Origin of the sequence: Actinomyces johnsonii, assembly GCF_006546835.1 — a bacterium.
Taxonomy (GTDB): Bacteria; Actinomycetota; Actinomycetes; order Actinomycetales; family Actinomycetaceae; genus Actinomyces; species Actinomyces johnsonii.
Genome location: NZ_VICB01000004.1, coordinates 79,276 through 96,975, shown reverse-complemented (window position 1 = coordinate 96,975; position 17,700 = coordinate 79,276). Strand labels below are relative to the sequence as shown.

The window sequence follows — 17,700 nt, the reverse complement described above, 5'->3', positions numbered from 1 at the left end:
GGAAACTGGCCCCCACCGGTCACGATGACCGTCGTCGGGCTCTACGGTCGGCTCCATGAGTACCAGCAACCGGTTCCATTTCCTCGACTCCTTGCGCGGCTTCGCCGTCGCAGGCATTCTCCTCGTCAACGCCGCCGATCTCATGTACCTGGGGTATGACGTCCCGGTCCGGCCCTTCCAAGCCGTCCCGTTGGCGGAGAACGTCCTGAACTTCCTGGTGGCGACCCGCTTCGTACCGATCTTCTCCTTCATGTTCGGAATGAGCATGGGGTTCGTCATCGATTCCGCGATCCGCCGGGGCGCCCCCGCCTGGAAGATCCTGCTGCGCCGCCTGGCCGCGCTCCTGGTGATCGGGCTACTCCACTCGATCCTCTATCCCGGTGAGATCCTGCGCGACTACGCGGTTGCGGGAGCCATCCTCCTGCCATTCGCCCTCAAGGTCCCGCGCTCCGTGCGTCTGGTACTCGGTCTGCTGGCGACGGTCGGCGCCTACGCATTCTCAGGAGGAGGGGCACTATCGCTGCCCGGGCTGTTCCTTCTGGGATCGGCGGCCCAGGCCTACGGCCTTCCGGCGCGGCTCGAGCACGCCGACCGTCGGATCGGGGCGGCGACGCTCGTATTCGCAGCCGCCAGCGCGGCCGCGATCCCCTGGCAGGCCGCCGAGGGCGGTGATCCCAGGTTCTTCACGGCGGGCGGAGTCGCCGGAGGACTCATGGCCTGTCTCTATGTCTGCCTTCTGGCGCTGCTCTGGCGCACCCCGGTGCGGCGGGCCCTGAGCGCGGTATTCGAGCCCCTGGGCCGCATGGCGCTGACCTGCTACGTCACCGCTTCCTTCGTCATGGTGCCGGCGGGAGTGCTGCTCGATTCGCGCTCCACCGACGACGTCATCCCCGGTCTCATCGTCGCTGCCGCGGTTCTGCCCCTCCAATGGGTGTTCTGCCGTCTTTGGCTCTCCCGGTTCGCCTACGGCCCCCTGGAGTGGGCGTGGCGGTGCGTCACCTGGTGGCGGTGGGTGCCGTTGCAGCGCCAGCAATCGAAACGACTCGATCCGGTCAGCTACGTGCCGACGACGGCCGGGATAGCGTAGCTCTCCGAATGCGTGAGCTCGACCGGCAGTCCTCAGGTTCTAGGGGGCTACCGGCGCTCCCGCTTCTTCATCGACCGCCTCCGGCCGCCCACCACAATCAGAATGATCAGCAGCGGCAGCAGGACCAAGACAGCTATCGAAAGAACGAACCATAAATTAAACACTGCGTCTCCTTCTTGAAGAAACAAACTTGAATGCGATTGACACGGACGACCGAACCAGTGGCAGTCCCTCGTCATCTCAGCGCTGATCGTGCAGCATCCGGGCGGAGCTGCGGGGATCGACGGCGTACTCGTCAGTCATCACCCCCTTCCCCCCATCACCCTATGCCGGTCACCACAACGCTGTCTGTGTTCTCCCGGTTCCTCCCGGTTCCCCCATCGCCGTCGACCTGCGGTAGCCTGCCACGGCCGTAGCCGTAGCTGTGAAGGAGACCCTCGTGCGCGTCCTGGCCGCCCTGTCCGGCGGAGTCGACTCCGCCGTCGCGGCCGCGCGCGCCGTCGACGCCGGGCATGAGGTCGTTGGGGTCCACATGGCCCTGACCCGTAACCGGGCCCAGACCCGTACGGGATCGCGCGGCTGCTGCTCCATCGAGGACTCCGCCGACGCCCGCTGGGCCGCCCAGATCCTGGGTATCCCCTTCTACGTGTGGGACCTGTCCGAGGAGTTCGAAGAGCGCGTCGTGGCCGACTTCCTCGACGAGTACCGCGCCGGGCGCACCCCCAACCCCTGCGTGCGTTGCAACGAGCGCGTCAAGTTCGACGCCCTCCTGGAGCGCGCCCTGGCCCTGGGCTTCGACGCCGTCGCCACCGGCCACTACGCGCGCTTAAGCGGCGGCGCCGCCTCCGGCCGCCCCGGCGACACTTCCGGCCTGATCCTGCGCCGCGCCGTCGACGCCGCCAAGGACCAGTCCTATGTGCTGGCGGTCTCCGGCCGCGAGGGCCTGGCCCGCGCCCTCTTCCCGCTGGGCGACGCGCCCTCCAAGGCACAGGTGCGCGCCGAGGCCGAGGCCCGCGGTCTACCGGTGGCCTCCAAGCCGGACTCCTACGACATCTGCTTCGTGGCCGACGGCGACACGAGAGGCTTCCTGACCCGCTCGCTCGGCGCCCACGAGGGCGCCATGGTCTCGCCCGACGGCGAGGTCCTGGGCACCCACCAGGGCTACTTCGGCTTCACCGTCGGCCAGCGCAAGGGCCTGGGCCTGTCCCGCCCGGCCGACGACGGCCGCCCCCGCTACGTCATCGAAACCCGCCCGGCCACCAACGAGGTGGTCGTCGGCCCGGAGGAGCTGCTCAGCCGTACCACGGTCGACGGCGACGGGCTCGTCCTGCTGGCCGAGCCCGAGCCGCTCACCGACCCGCCCATCAACGCCGCATCCGCCCCCAACGACTCCCCCGCCGTCGGCTGGCAGGAGGCCAGCGTCCAGGTGCGCGCCCACGGCCGCCCGGTTCCGGCAAAGGTCCGCATCGATGAGGCCTCGGGCCTCCTGAACGCCGAGCTGAACACCCCCCTGCGCGGCGTCGCCGCCGGTCAGAGCCTGGTCGTCTACGGCGGCGCCGACGGCGATCAGGTCCTCGCCCAGGCCACCGTCACCTCCGCACGGGCCTCCGGCCGGGCCGTCGCCTGACGGCCCGCCCGCCCCTTGGGCTCCCACCGCGCCGTCATCGCGCGGAAGAGCTAGGGTTAAGGGGAATCCCGGAGCCCAACAGCACCAGCAGGAAAGGGACCTCCCACTATGCCAGCCGACACGCCCGCCGACTCTCCGTCGGACAAGCAGCCCGGCGCCCCGTCCGATCTCCCTGCCCAGAATCCGGGGCGCTACATCGCCACCGTCAAGCTCGGCCCCAAGTCGCAGATCGTCATCCCCAAGGAGGTCCGGGAGATCTTCAACCTGGCCCCGGGGGACAGCCTGCTCCTCCTAGCCGACCGCGCCCAGGGAATCGCCCTGGTGAACCCGGCCGACTATGCCGACGTCGTCGCGGCCGCCTTCGACGCGGCCGCACCCAAAACCGGCGACGCGGCAGTGCCCGGGGCCACGGAGTAGTCACCGCGACCCGGGCACACGCGCACCGGGCTCATTGGGCAGCGATCAGCGCAGGCAGGTGTGCCGCTCGATCGCTCGCACCGCCCACCAGACCAGGATCGCGACCAGAATCAGCGCCGCCACTGGGGAACCGATTCCCACCAGCTGCGGTTCCTGGTTCGTGCGGATAGCCTCAATGAACTGCGGGAGCATCATGCGTGTGACGATCCGCCCGCTGGTCACATCGAGCGACAGCGGCAGCAGCATCGTGGCGACCAGGGCCACGAGCTGGTTGACCGTGTAGAGGATGACCAGGCCGGCTGCGGGCGCCCCGAAACCGAACCGGTTCCAGCGCCCCTGCGCCCCGATGCTTATCACCGCGGCGACCTCGATGATCGTCGCGACGACGCCCTCCACCATGGTCAGCCCGTAGAAGACGAGCATGTCGGTTCCCACCATGCTGATCAGCTGACGCACCGGTTCGAAAAACTCTCCCAGCGTGATACCGAGCAGGTGCGCGTAGGCAGCGAACCAGCCGACCATCAGGAGCGTCGCCACCGCGACCGACGCCAGCACCGCAATGATGGCGTACAGCGTCTTGGCGGCGAACAAGGTGCGTCCCCTCACCGGCAGGCTCATGGTGAGATAGCCGCGGGCGCCGTACATGGAGGCCCAGTACTCGATACCGATCTGGACGCTCACGACGGCGGGCATGGCCACGAGCGCCACGAACGCGGCAACAAGCAGCATCGAGGAGAGCACGGGAAGCTCGAGCAGGCTCAGAAGCATGGAGCCGACGGCGATGACCGCCACGATCCCCACGACTCCGGCATTGCGCCGAGCCTGGGTACGGGCCTCTTCCATGAGCAGTGTGGTGAACATCAGTGGTACTCCTTCCTGAACAGGGCGTCCAGGCTCATACCGTGGTCCTGGCGCAGGTCGTCGGCGTCACCGGCCATCAGCAGGCGGCCGTCCTTGAGGAAGACGGCGGAGTCGATGATGGGCTCGACGTCGGCAATGAGGTGGGTGGAGATCAGCATGAGCGCCTCGGGGTTGAAGTCGCGCAGGATGCCGTCGAGGATGACGTCGCGGGCGGCGGGATCGACTCCGGAGATCGGCTCATCGAGGAGATAGACGCGGACCCGGCGCGACATGGCCAGGCTGATGCGCAGCTTCTCCCCCATGCCCTTGCTCATCTCCTTGAGGGTGCGGTGAGTCGGCAGGTTGAAGAAGCGCACGAGCTCGGCGGCCTTGTCCGCGTCGAAGTCGGAGAAGAATCGCCGGTACTGGGCGATGGCGGCCGGGGCGGTCAGACCGGGGGCCAGGAAGCTCGCATCGGGGAGGAAGGAGACGAGCGCCTTGGACTCGGGACCGGGATCGTGTCCGGCGATACGGACCCGGCCGTCGTAGTCAGCCAGGACTCCGGCCAGGATCTTGAGCAGTGTGGTCTTGCCCGAGCCGTTGGAGCCCATGAGGCCGATGATCCGCCCGGGAGGCAGCTCGAGACTCAGCCCGTCCAGCGCGGGCAGGCCCCGGAAGGTCTTGGTGAGGTTCTCGACGACGACCAGCGGTGCGGCGCCGTCGAGGGAGGGGATAGTGGTGGTTGTGCTGAGGGTCTGTGCGCTCATGACGCATCTCCTGTTGTCTAACGGTCCTGGCGGTCCGGGGCCCACCAGCGCTCGGTGAGGAGCGCCGTGGTCTGGTCCAGGTCCATGCCGATGGCGGTGAGGGTGTCGATGTAGGCGTCCGTGGCCCCGGAGGCCAGGTTCCGGCGAACGGAGTTGATGACGCTTTTCCTGGTGGTGACGAAGCGCCCGGCAGTCCGTTCTGCCGCGGTGAGCCCCTCGCGGTCCAGCGCGCCCAGCGCCCGCTGGACGGTGTTGGGGTTGACACCGGTGTCTGCGGCGAGCTCGCGCACGCTGGGAACCTTGGTGCCCGGGGGCCACTGGCCGGAGACGATCCGGCGGCGGAAGACGTCGGCCAGCTGAACCCAGATCGGACGGGAGTCGTCGAGATCCATGGCTCTCCTAGTGGTCGGGTACGGGTACTGCTCATGAGCGCAGCACAGGCGACCTCGTCAGACCGTCTGTATTACTGCACTAATACAATGACACAGAGGGGAGGTACCGTCAAGCCGAACGGCAGCGGGCTCACCGTTTCGCGCTCCCTCATCCCGGCGGTGGGCCATCTAGGCCATGCGAGCCACCGGAAACCCGGCCAGCGGTGGCTGGCGAACAGCACTCGCCGCAGCGGAGCCGGCCAGGCGCGCCCCATGCATATGGCCTCGTACAGACGCCCGCTCCGGACCTTGAGGACAGCGGCCGCCTCCTTGCGGGTCGGAGTCGGACGGCGCCTGGCCCAGCTCGCTGTCCTCAGTTGTCCTCGGCTGTCCTCACTCTTGCGGGCGGCGGGCGGGCGCGAGACGTCGTCGAGAATCGTGAGGCCGGCTCCAGGACCTCGGGGACGGCTGGGAAGCGGCCGAGCGCCCATAGCACTCGGGGCGGGAAGGACCTGGTTCCTTCCCGCCCCGAACCATGCCCTCGAACACGATCAGATCAACCTGGTTTTGTTCTCCCAGTTCGGGTCGAATGCCCCCAGCGCGGCGAGGGCCGCGTAGTCCGCGTAGCACTCGGCCAGCAGTACCGGGGGCACCGAGGACAGTGAGAGCGTCCGGTACCCGCTCCTGAAGGTGAGGTCTCGGGTGGCGCAGGTGATCTTGTCCTCGGGCAGGTTGGAGCCGGTGAACCGGATGGTGGCGCTCAGCCCGGCCGAAGTGAACTCCTTGACGTAGTCGTCGAACCAGCTGCCGTCCACCGGGGCGCCGCGCTCGTAGCCGCGTTTGGTCGCCGTCGTACGGAACGCGAAAGTGTCCGTGAGATGCCCCTCCAGGTCGGTGAAGGCCTTCTGCCCGGGCTCGATCTCGGGGGCGGTGGCCGTCAACTGATCGAACAGGGGCGTCACCTCGTAGTCGGCCAGGTGCTCGCGCCAGGCGCTGCACTGACTCTGGCTGAGCATGGTTCCGTGGGCGAGCGCGACGTCGGCGTCGTCGGGAAGATCGATCGTGGAGTCATCGACGCCGATGAGGGCGCCGTCCTCGGTGAGCCGGAATGTTGCGGACGCGACGTTGTCGGCACGGATCACCGCCCAGATGAGGCGGGTGCAAAGCTGCCTCATGAGAGGGTGGGCCGCCAGCGACTCGCGCCACTGGGCCCCTTTCCAGGTCCGTCCCGCGCACATGGCCTCGTACAGGCGCCCCTTCTGGAGGGTCAGGACAGCCTTGGCCTCCTTGCGGGCGGCCGTCAGCTGCTTCTTGGCGGCCTTGACGAGCTCCTCGTCCTCACCCACCCGGGCGGCGGGCAGGGAGGCGTAGGTCTTTCCGTCGGCGTCGGACAGCGCGATCTTGAGCTCAGGGGTCAGGCGCCCGGTCAACTCCCGGATCCCGTAGGACAGGTGCAGGAGGCCGTCGTCGTCGAATCCTGCCGTCGGTACGGTCCGGTCGGCGAGCTCGTCATCGCTCCATCCGCGCTCCTCGGCAACCGCCCTGGCGAGGTCGCCTGCGGTGGCCTGAATGCCCCGCATCTTGTGCCGCCGCGCGATGCTCAGAAGCACATGCAGCGCCTCGTTGCTGGAGTGGGCGTACAGGCAGTGGATCAGCGCGTCGAACTGGGCGCGCCGACCGGGGTTGTCCCGCATGAAGGCGCGCACGAAGGCCGCCAGCTCCCCGCCGTCCATACGCACCGAGAAGGCGAGCAGGCCCTTGCTGGCCACGGCCGATCCCAGGTACTCGCGCTGGTGGCGTGCGAAGGCGGCGGCGATCCGCGCCTCCAGCGGCACTGCCGCCTCCTCCTCGGCCTCCTTGAGGAAGCGCGCCTGAGCGGCGCTCTGCCGGCACCGTCGCAGCCAGGCCTGCGCCCTGTCGTGCTCCTGCCGCCCCACCTTGTCCGCGTGTTCCCGGCTGTCCTCCACCGCGGGGTGACGGGTGTCCTGGGCCGCCCAGGCACGGGTGACGTGGGCGGCTAGGACGGCGGCGTCGCCCGGCTCCAGCAGGGAGAGGTAGAAGTCGATCGGCCCCCTGCCGTCGGGGTTCTTCAGCTTCTCGGCGATCGTGACCCACCACTGGATGATCTGCGGCTCGACGTCGGAGCCGTCCCTCCAGCGCACTGCCGGCAGGGAGCCCATGTGGAACCATCGCAGCGACGGGGCTCTCTTGGCCTTGAGGCCCTCGGCGGCCTCGGCACTCAGGACCGACGGGGAGAGGAACTCGTCCATGTCGGCGCCGCAGTCGCGCAGCGCCGCCAGGAGCGCCGCTCGGGGTACGGGTTTCTTCTCCTTGAGTAGCGCGGTCCGCAGGGGTTCGATGGAGGCGGGATCAGCCAGGGAGCGGATCCAGTCCGCCGCCCAGGACCGCACCTCCTGGGACTTCGATGTCAGGGACTGTTCGGCTAGCTCGTGCGCCCGCGGGTAGGTGCGCAGAGCCTGTTGCGCCAGGGGCCGGTTGACCTTCGAGGACCCGAGGGCGATCGCGCCGACAGGGATCCTGAGCTCGGCCGGGATGCGGGGGAACTGGGCCAGGATCTTCAAGGCATCGGTGATGCGAGCCGGGTTGTCGAGGGCCTCGCGCAGCAGCTCGGGATGTTCGGCGCACCATGGCCACGCCAGCCACGGAGGCGTTCCGGAGACAATGGCGGCGGACATTTCCTCGATGGCCTCATCGACTTCGTGGTCGCTCAGGCCGAGGTTGTCGATCAGGCGCAGGAGCACTCGCGGGTCGATATCGCACTCCACGCAGTAGCGCACAGCGAGGAAGTAGGGCTTAAGAGCGTGGGCGCGGATAAGGCGCAGAACATGGGCGGGACTCAGGTGCGGGGCGCAGTCGATGATCCACCACATATCCCCGAACCGGTGGCGCATGAAGATCGGAAGCTTCCGCTTCCTTCCCTCGGCCACCGCCACCAGTTTCTCAAGCGCGGACTGCGAGGCCCGGTCAGCCCTGGCGCCCCAGGAGTCCGAGCGCCGTATGACCTGCTCGACGACTCGGCGCAGCTCAGCGGGCTCGGCAACGGCCGCATTCGGGTCGATCACGGGCAGGGGCGCGAGCTCGATCGTCTCCTCGTCCTGGGAGTCACCATCGCCCTCACCGGTACTCCCGCCAGTGGCGTCGGTATCGAGGATCGCCCGGTTGGCCTGCCTGCGGGCCATCATGTCGCCCAGCCGCTTGTTGGAGCCGGCCGCCTGAGCGAGCAGTTCCTCTCCGCCCTCGACGGTCAACAGGAAGTCCTCCAGCTCTGCGGCGTGGGACGGCCGCGCCGTGGCCAGTGCCGGTGCCAGTACCTGACGGCACGTTGATGCTTCCAGGCCCTTCAGGATGTCGATAGCCTCCTTGCGCAGCCTCTTGGATGAGCCGACGGCGAGTGCGCCGACCAGGTGGGCTCCGGCGAGTGCCCACGGCGCATCGGCCCTGGTGCAGGCCAGCACCCGGGCTCGTTCTTCAAGGCTCAGCTGGTCTATCAGCTCCGTGGGCAGCTCACGGGCGTGCTCGGTGAGATAGTCCAGTACTCCGGGCAGGGCCACAGGCAGGAGACGGTGGGAGGTGAACCAGTCGCGCCTGGCTCCCCCGCTCTCGGCGAAGGCGAGGAGGAAGATCGCGGCGGGAAGGTCCTCGGGGCCGAGGCCGCCGTCATCGAGGAGGGCCATGAGGCGCGAGATGTCCCATCCGGGCCGCATGGCGGCCATCACCGAGGCGCTCGACAACGGCTCGTCCAGGACTGGGCGCGCCCTCGGGTCGTGCTCGCGTGCGATGGCGGAGCAGCTGAGCATGTCTGCGGTCAACTGGGATAACCAGGCCGGGAACATGGTGAGCGCCGGACTCTCCTTCTGCGAGCCGGCTTGATCGATCGCCTCCAGTAGGCGTCCAAGTCGCCCCCACTGCTCGGTGGTCAGGGCATTGCTGCTGTACAAGCTGTCTCGCCGTCCAGTCCCGGAGGTCGCCGGGGCCTCGTCCTCCTGCCTGAGGTCCTGAAGCACCGAGCTCCAGGAGGTGACCTGCGTGCTCGCCGGGCTGGTCCCGGAACCGGCCGGGCAGGAGCCGATGGCGTCCAGGATCTGCGGGTCTTCGCCGGAAATGACGTAGTCGACCGCGCGCCGGTGCATGTCCTGCCCCGCATTCTTCAGCGGTTCCAGGGCCCGGGAGACAAGCCTGCGTGCCGAGGATGCGAGTGCGAACATTGTTGTGCCCCCTGGTTCTTCTCTGCTATTCGGCATCGCGCCGAGACGGTTCCTGCGAGGTGATCTCGCTCGTCGTCCCCCTCCGCACCGATTCACGGAGACACTCGGAGGTTAGCGAGCCGCGTGCTCCCCGTCAGCCCCGATACCCGGGGGAGCACTCCCCCGGCTCCGGCGAGCGGCACCAGTGGGACTGGTGATATCAGCGCGCTCAGTGGTATCAGCGCGTCAAGGCGTCGAGCCGGTCGACGACGGCGCAGGCCCGCAGTACGGCACCGGGGCTCGGCCGGTTGTCCACCTCGGCGAGCGCGGCCGCCAGGGTGGTGAGTTGGAGGTCATCGGCCATGCGAGCGCGCGTGCGCAGCACGTGCGCCACCATGCCTGTGGGACGTGTCGTCCCGGAGGCCGCGAGCGCAGTGAGCGCCTCGTGCACGTCCTGGGCCAGCACCCGCATCGGCGTCTGGTCCGTCCTGTTCTTTTCCGGTGCTTGGGTGCGCATCCGGCTGTGCATCTGCTCCGTGCGTCGGCGCAGCCGACGGTACTCCCGGTTGGAGGCGCTGCGTGAAGGGGGGAAGGTTGTCGCCAGAAGGCAGATCCGGCCGTGCTCGCGCACGAAGACACCAGCCGGGCGGTCGCCCTCGACGGTGATGGCGTGCACCTGAAGCTCGCGGGACAGCACGTCGGAGACCATCTGCATCTCCCGACCGCCGACCTCCATGGTCAGCAGACGCCTGTGCCCATCGGTGCTGGTCACCGGCCACAGGTAGCGCTGGTGGACCTCGTCGATGTCGATCGGTCCCAGGCCGTCCTTGGCGACCATGATCAGACGGACCCGGGCCACGGGGGCTTCGAAGCGGGCGGCTTCCGGCCCGGAGCCGACCTGTTGAAGACGTTCGGCCACGGCTTCCAGGTCGACGTCGTCGTAACCGGCCTCTCCGCTGCGGCGGGTGACGGCAGTGCGGCTGGAGGGGGCCAGCGCGCCGTCGGGCCGGCGCGCGGCGCCCGTCAGGCGCAAGGGTCCAGACAGGATGTTCTTCACCGAGGCGCCCCACAGGAGGATCGCGTCCTCGGAGTAGCGGAAGGCCGCATCGACCCCGGCGGCTCGTCCGGTGGTGACCGCCTCCGGTCGGCCGTTGTCCAGATCCCAGAGCCTGATGGTCAGTCCTCGGCTTCCCGAGGGGGTCGTCCACCAGGTGGCGCTCAGTGGTAGCAGCAGGCCGGTCTCGGCCGTCTCGGTGTCGGCCGGCCCGATGAGAGCGGGGCCGGGTGGGTCGGTGACGGCTGTGAGCGCCTGGGTCAGGGACCAGGCGGCGGCCAGGGCGCTGAGGACGGTGGCCTCGTCGACGGCGTCGTCGTGCTCGGCAAGCGCTCGGAGCCTCCCGGCGGCGGAGGTCAGCAGCCGGGATAGCCGGGGCAGCCCCTCCAGGCGGCTGACCTGGGCGAGGCGCTCGAGGTCGGCGGCGCTGCGGGGGCCGGCGTGTGAGATCCCTGCGGAGACGATGGTCTCGATGACGGTTGCGACCTTCGAGAGGGCACCGCGCTGGCGGTCGCTGAGGGTAGTCGTCTCATCCGGCCACGGCCAAGGGCGGCCCGCCCGGGCGAAGAGCCGTATGACGGACTGGAGGCGCCAGGCCGCGTTGGCCGTCGGCGAGTGGCGCCCTGAGACGATCATGCCCCGTGGTCCCAGCCCAGCGATCACGACGACCTCGGGTGCGCCCGGCCAGGTGATGCTCAGGCGCCCGGGCGCACTGGTCACCTCGGTGCCGGTGGCGAGTCGGGCCGGGTCGAGGCCGGCCAGGGACGCCTGCACGCGCCGCCGGGCCTCTGCGCCCAGAGACTTCTCGACGCAGGCGGGCTCCCAGGCGAGCACCTCCTCCAGGACCGGGTCGCTTCCGCTCTCATGGGCAGGCGCCTCGGGCGGCCTGGGCCGCACCTGAGACGGGGTGGGTCCCGTGGTCACCTCGGTGGCGCCGCTGTCCTCGACGGTCCCGCCGCGGTTGACGGCCTCTCGCATCCACAGGCAGGCGGCCAGGACGTGCAGGCAGATGCCGGCCACGGGGCAGGGACAGCGCGCGTCCTGGGGTCCGGCGGCCGTCAGGGTGACCGGGATCGGCGGCCGGCCGACCCGGATGGTGAGCGTCTCCGGCGCTGGATGCGGGGCTGCGCCGTCGTCTGCGGGGCCTCTTTCGGACTCGACGCGTCCGGCCGCCAGCTCGGCGCGCCCGCGACGCAGCAGGCCCCGGTTGCCCAGGGCAGCCAGGGCGACGTCGTCGAGCGCACCGTAGACCGCGAAGGCCGCATAGGGGGATTGTCCAGCGGGCTCGGGCCGCTCCGGGGAACTGGGGCCGTCGGAGGAGAGCCGAGCGGGGCCGCGCCGCACGTTCATGCGGTCGCCTCCGCCAGCCAGGTGGCGAAGCGGTCCGGGGTCATGGCGGCGATCCTCATTCCGACCTCGGAGAGCCGTTCGGCGACGTCGTGGTCGTACCAGACGCGGCCCTCGTCGCCCAGAGATGCCAGCCCCAGCACGGTGATGCCCTGCGCGACCAGGTCATGCACTCGTTTCACGAGGGTGGACACCGATCCGCCCTCCTGGAAGTCGCTGATGACCGTCACGATGGTGCGGCTGGGGCTGGTAACCGCTTCGGCGGCGTATCCGACGGCGTTGGCGATGTCTGTTCCGCCTCCCAGCTGACTGGTCATGAGGACCTCGACGGGATCGTCAACCAGGTGGCTGAGGTCGACGACGGTGGTGTCGAAGACGGCCAGACGCACGGACAGACCGGGAAGGCCCGCGAGGATCGAGGCCATTACCGCGCTCTGAAGCAGGCAGGAGGCCATGGAGGCGGACTGGTCCACCAGGATGATGACGTCCCAGGTCAGGTGACGTCTCCTGTGGCGCGCCATGAAGCGCACGTCCTCAACAATCATGCGGCCGGTCTCGGGGTCCACGTTGCCCAGGTTGGCGGTGATGGTGCGACGCCAATCGAAATTGCGCGCTAAGGCATGGGGACTGGCGCTACTGCGCCGCCGGGAGCCGCTCAGGGCGGTTGTCACGGGGCGGCGCAGCCGTTCCATGATGTCGGCGACAACCCGGGAAATAAGGGCCCGCAGCCCGTCGGAGAGCCGGGGCGGGATCCTTCCCTTGATACGCAGCAGGGCGGCTCCCAACTCGGCACTGGTGTCGATGGAGTCGACGGCGGCCGGGTCCGCGAGCAGTTCAGTGAGCCCGTAGCGGGTCAGGGCATCGCTCTCCAGACGCTCCAGGGTGGAGGCGGGGAAGAGCCGGCGGGCACCGTCGAGCCAGTCGACCGCCCGCAGAACCGAGGGGCCTGGTCCGCCGCGCGCCCGATCGTCACTGCCTCCACCGCCACGACCCAGGCGGTGTCCGCGGCCGGTGTACTCGCGGTCGTAGACGTAGCCCAGCGCCTCATCAAGCTCAGCGTCCTGCTGGCTGCGCGGCAGAGCCGGCTCGGCGTAGCGCCCCAGGACCATGCGCCAGCGGCGCGCCGCCAGCTCCCGGTCCGTGCCCGTCCAGGAGCCGGGACGGTTCGACGGCGCACTGTTCGTCATCGCGCCCACTGCCCCAGTCCGTCGCGCACCAGCGAGGCGACCAGATCCCGTTCGACCTGGGCCCCCAGGGCGGCCTGAGCGGGGTCGACGCTCCAGACGACGTCGAGGTTGGCGGCGCTGGTTCCCACGAGCCCGGCCACCGTGCCGGCCAGGCGGTGGGTCTCGATGGGGCGAAGCGTCGTGAAGGCGCGACGCAGGTCCGGCAGGACGGCGACGAAGGCCTGGTCGTCCAGCGCCGTGAGAGCAGCGGTGACGGCCTCGACGGTGTCCGGGCAGTGCAGGAGCACATCCGGAGAGGTGCGCACCAGTCCCACGATGAAGTCCGCCGCCCGCGTCGGATCCGCCCCCACCGCGAGATGGGCGACGACGGCGCTCCTCGTCTCCTGCCCGGTCAGCGCCCCGGCGGATGCTGCGACACCGGTGGCGCAGCCGACCAGCACCGCGGCGGCGTCACGGCTGAGGCGAAGGGCCTCGATCTCACGCATCACCGCGCCGAGGCCGGCGTGCGGCCCCTTGCCGCCATCGTCACCGCCGCCGCGGTGGTCCCAAGCCGTCAGCCGGACAAGGAGATCACGCACCGAGATGAGGGCGTCGACGGCCGCCTCGGCCTCCTGATCCTCCAGACCTGCCAGGTCCGGGACGAGACGGGCGATCATGGCGACGCCTCGACGCACCATGGCACGAATTCGGGGCACGGCGTGGTCCAGGCGCAGACGAGAGGTGAACTCGATCAGCCCCGTCAACCGGTGCAGGGCCTCGACGAGCTCACTCAGGTCGCTGAGCCGACCGAGACGGTCCTCCAGGCGGTCGCAGACTTCGCCGGCCTCGGTGTCGAGCCCCATGACCGCTAGCTCACTGACCAGGGTGGCCAAGGTGTCGGCATCGAGCTCACCGGTGAGTCGTTCGGCCAGTCGGGTTCGCACGAGGACGTCGAGATCGGGGGCCTCCTGGGCCGCGCGCACGAGTGCGGCCTCCACGACGGGGGTCCAGGCGTAGACCCATTCCTCGAAGAACTGGCCCATGCCGGTGCCGGCGACGAGGTCGGCCCCCGAGATCTGGTGGGCGAAGCCGGAGCCGACGAAACGCAGGCGGGCGAGCAGCTCACGGCGCTCGCGGTGGCGCGGTCTGCGGCTGGTGTCGAGGCTGACGCGGTGCTCGACGGCGTCATCGGTGATGATGCGCGCGGCGCGCAGCTGGTCGCGCACCTGGGAGACCAGTGGTGGAATGGCGGTGCCCTCGGGGATCTGTCCGACGTCGGAGGGGGCCAGGACGGAGGCGACGGCTGCCCCCAGGTTGCCGGATATGCCGGAGTCGTCCTTGACCAGGCAGCTGGTGAGGGCGTCGATGAGGTCGCAGCGGCCGGGCCAGGCGCGCCCGCGCAGGGCGGCTAATCCCAGGGCCTGCTCAACGGCGTCCAGCACCTGGGCGGTCCCCAGTGGTTCGCCGAGCTCGCGCAGAGCGGTGGCGATGTCGAGGAGCACGGTGGTGGCGAAGTCTCGGGCGGCTCTCACCGATTCGGGGGCGGTCTGCGCAGCCTGCCGCACGGCCGTGTTCGAGCCGCTGCTGCGATCGGGCGGCGGGTTGGAACCGGTGCGGGCCCGCCAGGCGCGCTGCCACAGTCCCGGTGAGGGCATGCCGGCGCCGTAGCCGCGCAGAGCGTCGAGGCGGGCGAAGTCGTAGCGAATGAGCCAGGCCGGCCCGCCGGGCTGGGGCTGCGGTTCGGGTAGCCAGGCGGCGTGCTCTGTCCCATCGAGGCAGTCGAGCAGCGCCAAGGTGTGGAATCCTCCGGTGACGATGACGATCGGCGCCGTGGTGGCGTCCCTGGAGGTTTTGATCGCCTCGGTGGTACCGGGCAGGTGGTTTCGCAGAGCCGCTGTCATGACGGCCTCGCGGGCGTGGGTACCGTCGGCGTCGAGGACCTCGCGCTCAGTGTCGAGGCGGGCCAGCCCGGACCAGGCCAGCATGTCGGAGAAGAAGCCCCGCCAACTGCGGATTTCGGCGGTGGCGCGGTCCTCGAAGAGGTGCTCCCAGACCTCGTCATGGTCCCGGCAGCCCAGGCTCCGGGCGAGGGCGTCCAGGCTGCGAGATCGGGCGAGGTACCGCTCGGCCTGGAGCGTGCGGGCGACAGCGCCGCGGGCATCGTCGCAGGGATCGTCATCATCTCGAAGACAGGCGCTGCGGTCGATGAAGACGGCCTCGGCCCCGTGCTCACCCGCCCACCGCAGAGCGACCCACTCCGGAGAGAACTCGGCCAGCGGATAGTAGGAGGCGGTGCGCTCCCCCAGGGAGAGCATCGCCACCGGAGGGACGGTCGCCGGGTCCTGGAGGGCGGGCAGGAGGGCGGCGTACTCGACCGGCCCCTCGATGAGGACCGTGGCGGGACGTACCTCCTCCAGGAGCGCCGACAGGGCCAGCGAGCAGGCCGGCGAGTGGTGCCGGATCGGGACGAGGTGGACGCCTGCCCGGCCCCAGCGCTGCTGGGAGTCCAGGGCGCGCTGGAGCCGGGTGGGGACCTGTGTCGTCGGCGCGCTCACTCCCACAGTCCTTGAGAGGCGGTCAGGAAGTCCTTCCAATCGGTGCTGGAGGCGGCGCGCTCGCGCACCACCGAGTCGATGTAGAACCGCATGCGCTTGGCGTCCTCGTCCTGGCCCTTGAGGGCCACCCCCACCAGCTGGCGGGCGATATCGGAGGCCCGCACCGCGCCGTCACCCAGGTAGCGCGCGCTCAACGAGGCGGCCACGCCGACGTTGACGGCCTCGGCGGTGGACATGACGGTCTCGGGACGTTTGACCGGGGTCCCGGTGGCGGTGGTCCCGGTGCGCAGGTCGGCGAAGACAGTCACCAGGACGTCGAGCACCTTCGGGTTCATCGGCACGCGCTGCTCACCGAGCTCGGTATCTAGGGCGCTGGCGATGAGCTCGGCCTCGAAGGCGCGGTCGGCGATGGGCCTCACCGTCTCGAAGTTGAAGCGCCGCTTGAGCGCGGAGGACATCTCGTGGACACCGCGGTCGCGCAGGTTGGCAGTGGCGATGATGTTGAATCCCTGAGCCGCGCTGACGCGGAAGCCGTCTTCCAGCTCTGGGACCATGAGCTGCTTCTCGGAGAGCACCGAGACGAGCGTGTCCTGGATCTCGGGCGGGCAGCGGGTGATCTCCTCGAAGCGCACGACGGCGCCCTGCTCCATGGCCTGGTAGACCGGTGAGGGCACCAGGGCTCTGCGCGAGGGGCCCTCGGCGATGAGGAGCGCGTAGTTCCACGAGTAGCGGACGTGGTCCTCGGTGGTGCCCGCCGAGCCCTGGATCGTCAGGGTCGAGGTCCCACAGATCGCGGCTGCGAGCAGCTCTGAGAGCATGGACTTCGCGGTCCCCGGCTCTCCGACGAGCATGAGTCCCTGACGGCCCAGCAGGGTGACGATCGCCCGGTCGATCAGGGGATCGTCGCCGTAGAACTTCCGGGTGATGCCGAGGTCCTCGTCCCCGACGATGAAGGTGCGCACGGAGCGGGGTGACAGGCGCCATCCCCGGGGGATCTCCGCGCCGGACTTAGCATCTGCTGCAGCCAGAGCAGCCAGCTCATCGGCCCACCGCTCCTCGGCTGCAGGACGCAGCGCTCTTCCCTCTGCGGGCTCTGGGCGGCTCGTCGATCCTGCGGTCATCGTCCTCTCCCAGAGCGGTCGGTGCTGCGCGGCGCCCCCACTGGCGGCTCAGCCGCGCAGCTTGGCGAGCTCCTCGACGAGCTGGGGCACGACCTCGGTGACATCGCCGACGACGCCGAAGTCGGCCATCTCGAAGATGGGGGCCTCGGAGTCGTCGCAGATCGCCACCACCGTCCCGGCCCCCTGGATGCCGCTGGTGTGGTGGACGGCGCCGGAGACGCCGAGCCCGATGTACAGGCGCGGGGAGATCGTCTCGCCGGTCTGGCCGATCTGGGCGCTGCGCTCGATCCAGCCTTCGTCGCAGGCCACACGAGTGGCGCCGACGGCGGCGTCGAGCGGCTCGGCCAGGGAGCGGACCAGGTCGAAGTCGCCGTCCACGCCGCGACCGCCAACGACGACGGTGCGGGCCTCGGTCAGGGCGGGGCCGGAGGCGACGGAGGTAGCCTCGCGCGAGACGAGGCGCACGGCGGCGGCCTCGGCGCTGACGGGCACATCGAGGGGCTCGGCGGCCAGTGCCGTGCCTTCAGCCGCGGCGACCTCGGCGATCCCGGGGCGCACGGCGACGATCGGGGCGCCGGCGCCCGAGCCCACGGAGACGGTGGTGGACCAGGAGCCGGACAGGACCAGCTTGGAGGCCCGCAGCACGGAGCCATCCGCACTACTGGCGGTCTCTAGGGCGGTGACGTCGGAGACGCAGGCCGAGTCAAGCAGGACGGCGGCCCGCCCGGCGAGCTCCTTGCCGCGGTAGTCGGAGACGACCAGGACCGCGGCGGGCGCCACGGTGCTCACGGCCGCTACGACGGCATCGGCAGCGGTGGCGGGCAGGTGGGCGGACTCGCCCAGGTCGGCGGTCAGCAGGCGGGTGGCTCCGGCGCCGGCCAGGACCGCGGAGGCCGCATCGTCCAGGGGCCGGAGGGTCAGGGCGACGACGTCGCCGCTGGTCAGGCCCCGAGCGGCGGTGAGCAGCTCCAGGCTGGGGCCGGTGGGGGCGGGCTCCGTCTCGGTGGTCTCGAGGTCGACGAGCACGAGGATGGGGGCATCGAGCATGGGAATCAGCTTCTTTCGCGGGTGGTATGAGGCGGGTGGGACAACGCGGCGGGCTCCGGTACCCCTGCTGAGGGGCACGGGCTGGCGCTGCGGCTC

12 protein-coding genes are annotated in these 17,700 nt (G+C 70.0%); 3 read left to right on the top strand and 9 right to left on the bottom strand.

Features of this window, described 5'->3' with window-relative positions; translation table 11 throughout:
- Positions 1-55: 55 nt before the first annotated feature.
- The 3 genes from FK256_RS03180 (at position 56) to FK256_RS03170 (ending at position 3,131) form a co-directional block, all read left to right on the top strand.
- A complete protein-coding gene (locus FK256_RS03180; protein WP_021606882.1) occupies positions 56-1,087 on the top strand; it encodes a DUF418 domain-containing protein in 1,032 nt (343 codons plus the stop codon).
- Positions 1,088-1,526: 439 nt separating this feature from the next.
- Positions 1,527-2,714 (top strand): tRNA 2-thiouridine(34) synthase MnmA, encoded by a 1,188-nt coding sequence (gene mnmA / locus FK256_RS03175; RefSeq protein ID WP_141423691.1) that lies wholly within the window; start codon positions 1,527-1,529, stop codon positions 2,712-2,714.
- A 108-nt stretch (positions 2,715-2,822) separates the two neighbouring features.
- Positions 2,823-3,131, top strand: a complete 309-nt coding sequence (locus FK256_RS03170; protein WP_141423690.1) for an AbrB/MazE/SpoVT family DNA-binding domain-containing protein — start codon at positions 2,823-2,825, stop codon at positions 3,129-3,131.
- Between the two features lie 45 nt (positions 3,132-3,176).
- Here the strand turns inward: FK256_RS03170 and FK256_RS03165 are convergent, their stop codons facing one another.
- The 9 genes from FK256_RS03165 to FK256_RS03125 form a co-directional block, all read right to left on the bottom strand.
- Complete coding sequence (locus FK256_RS03165; RefSeq protein WP_141423689.1) at positions 3,177-3,992, bottom strand: hypothetical protein; 816 nt, start codon at positions 3,990-3,992, stop codon at positions 3,177-3,179.
- Entirely contained in the window at positions 3,992-4,738 is a 747-nt protein-coding gene (locus tag FK256_RS03160; RefSeq protein ID WP_021606888.1) for an ABC transporter ATP-binding protein, read from the bottom strand. Before FK256_RS03160 ends, FK256_RS03165 begins: the two co-directional genes overlap by 1 nt.
- A gap of 17 nt (positions 4,739-4,755) precedes the next feature.
- Complete coding sequence (locus FK256_RS03155; RefSeq protein ID WP_021606889.1) at positions 4,756-5,130, bottom strand: GntR family transcriptional regulator; 375 nt, start codon at positions 5,128-5,130, stop codon at positions 4,756-4,758.
- A gap of 530 nt (positions 5,131-5,660) precedes the next feature.
- The gene (locus tag FK256_RS03150; RefSeq protein WP_244936114.1) at positions 5,661-9,335 is read right to left on the bottom strand and encodes a DUF4132 domain-containing protein; all 3,675 of its coding nucleotides are present in this window, start codon (positions 9,333-9,335) and stop codon (positions 5,661-5,663) included.
- A 217-nt stretch (positions 9,336-9,552) separates the two neighbouring features.
- Positions 9,553-11,718 (bottom strand): WD40 repeat domain-containing protein, encoded by a 2,166-nt coding sequence (locus FK256_RS03145; RefSeq protein ID WP_141423688.1) that lies wholly within the window; start codon positions 11,716-11,718, stop codon positions 9,553-9,555.
- Positions 11,715-12,902, bottom strand: a complete 1,188-nt coding sequence (locus FK256_RS03140) for a VWA domain-containing protein (RefSeq protein ID WP_141423687.1) — start codon at positions 12,900-12,902, stop codon at positions 11,715-11,717. The genes FK256_RS03145 and FK256_RS03140 overlap by 4 nt, the downstream gene beginning before the upstream one ends.
- Positions 12,899-15,436: a DUF5682 family protein gene (locus FK256_RS03135; protein WP_141423686.1), complete on the bottom strand. Its 2,538-nt coding sequence runs from the start codon at positions 15,434-15,436 to the stop codon at positions 12,899-12,901. The genes FK256_RS03140 and FK256_RS03135 overlap by 4 nt, the downstream gene beginning before the upstream one ends.
- Positions 15,433-16,557 (bottom strand): ATP-binding protein, encoded by a 1,125-nt coding sequence (locus FK256_RS03130; protein ID WP_141423685.1) that lies wholly within the window; start codon positions 16,555-16,557, stop codon positions 15,433-15,435. Before FK256_RS03130 ends, FK256_RS03135 begins: the two co-directional genes overlap by 4 nt.
- Before the next feature lie 48 nt (positions 16,558-16,605).
- Entirely contained in the window at positions 16,606-17,604 is a 999-nt protein-coding gene (locus FK256_RS03125; protein WP_141423684.1) for an electron transfer flavoprotein subunit alpha/FixB family protein, read from the bottom strand.
- Between the last annotated feature and the right edge of the window lie 96 nt (positions 17,605-17,700).

Bases quoted from the DNA above. Each gene is read 5' to 3' on its own strand.
- FK256_RS03130 (WP_141423685.1), bottom strand. From the start codon at position 16,557: ATGACCGCAGGATCGACGAGCCGCCCAGAGCCCGCAGAGGGAAGAGCG.
- FK256_RS03165 (WP_141423689.1), bottom strand. From the start codon at position 3,992: ATGTTCACCACACTGCTCATGGAAGAGGCCCGTACCCAGGCTCGGCGC.
- FK256_RS03170 (WP_141423690.1), top strand. From the start codon at position 2,823: ATGCCAGCCGACACGCCCGCCGACTCTCCGTCGGACAAGCAGCCCGGC.
- FK256_RS03150 (WP_244936114.1), bottom strand. From the start codon at position 9,335: ATGTTCGCACTCGCATCCTCGGCACGCAGGCTTGTCTCCCGGGCCCTG.
- FK256_RS03155 (WP_021606889.1), bottom strand. From the start codon at position 5,130: ATGGATCTCGACGACTCCCGTCCGATCTGGGTTCAGCTGGCCGACGTC.
- FK256_RS03140 (WP_141423687.1), bottom strand. From the start codon at position 12,902: ATGACGAACAGTGCGCCGTCGAACCGTCCCGGCTCCTGGACGGGCACG.
- FK256_RS03125 (WP_141423684.1), bottom strand. From the start codon at position 17,604: ATGCTCGATGCCCCCATCCTCGTGCTCGTCGACCTCGAGACCACCGAG.
- FK256_RS03160 (WP_021606888.1), bottom strand. From the start codon at position 4,738: ATGAGCGCACAGACCCTCAGCACAACCACCACTATCCCCTCCCTCGAC.
- FK256_RS03180 (WP_021606882.1), top strand. From the start codon at position 56: ATGAGTACCAGCAACCGGTTCCATTTCCTCGACTCCTTGCGCGGCTTC.
- FK256_RS03145 (WP_141423688.1), bottom strand. From the start codon at position 11,718: ATGAACGTGCGGCGCGGCCCCGCTCGGCTCTCCTCCGACGGCCCCAGT.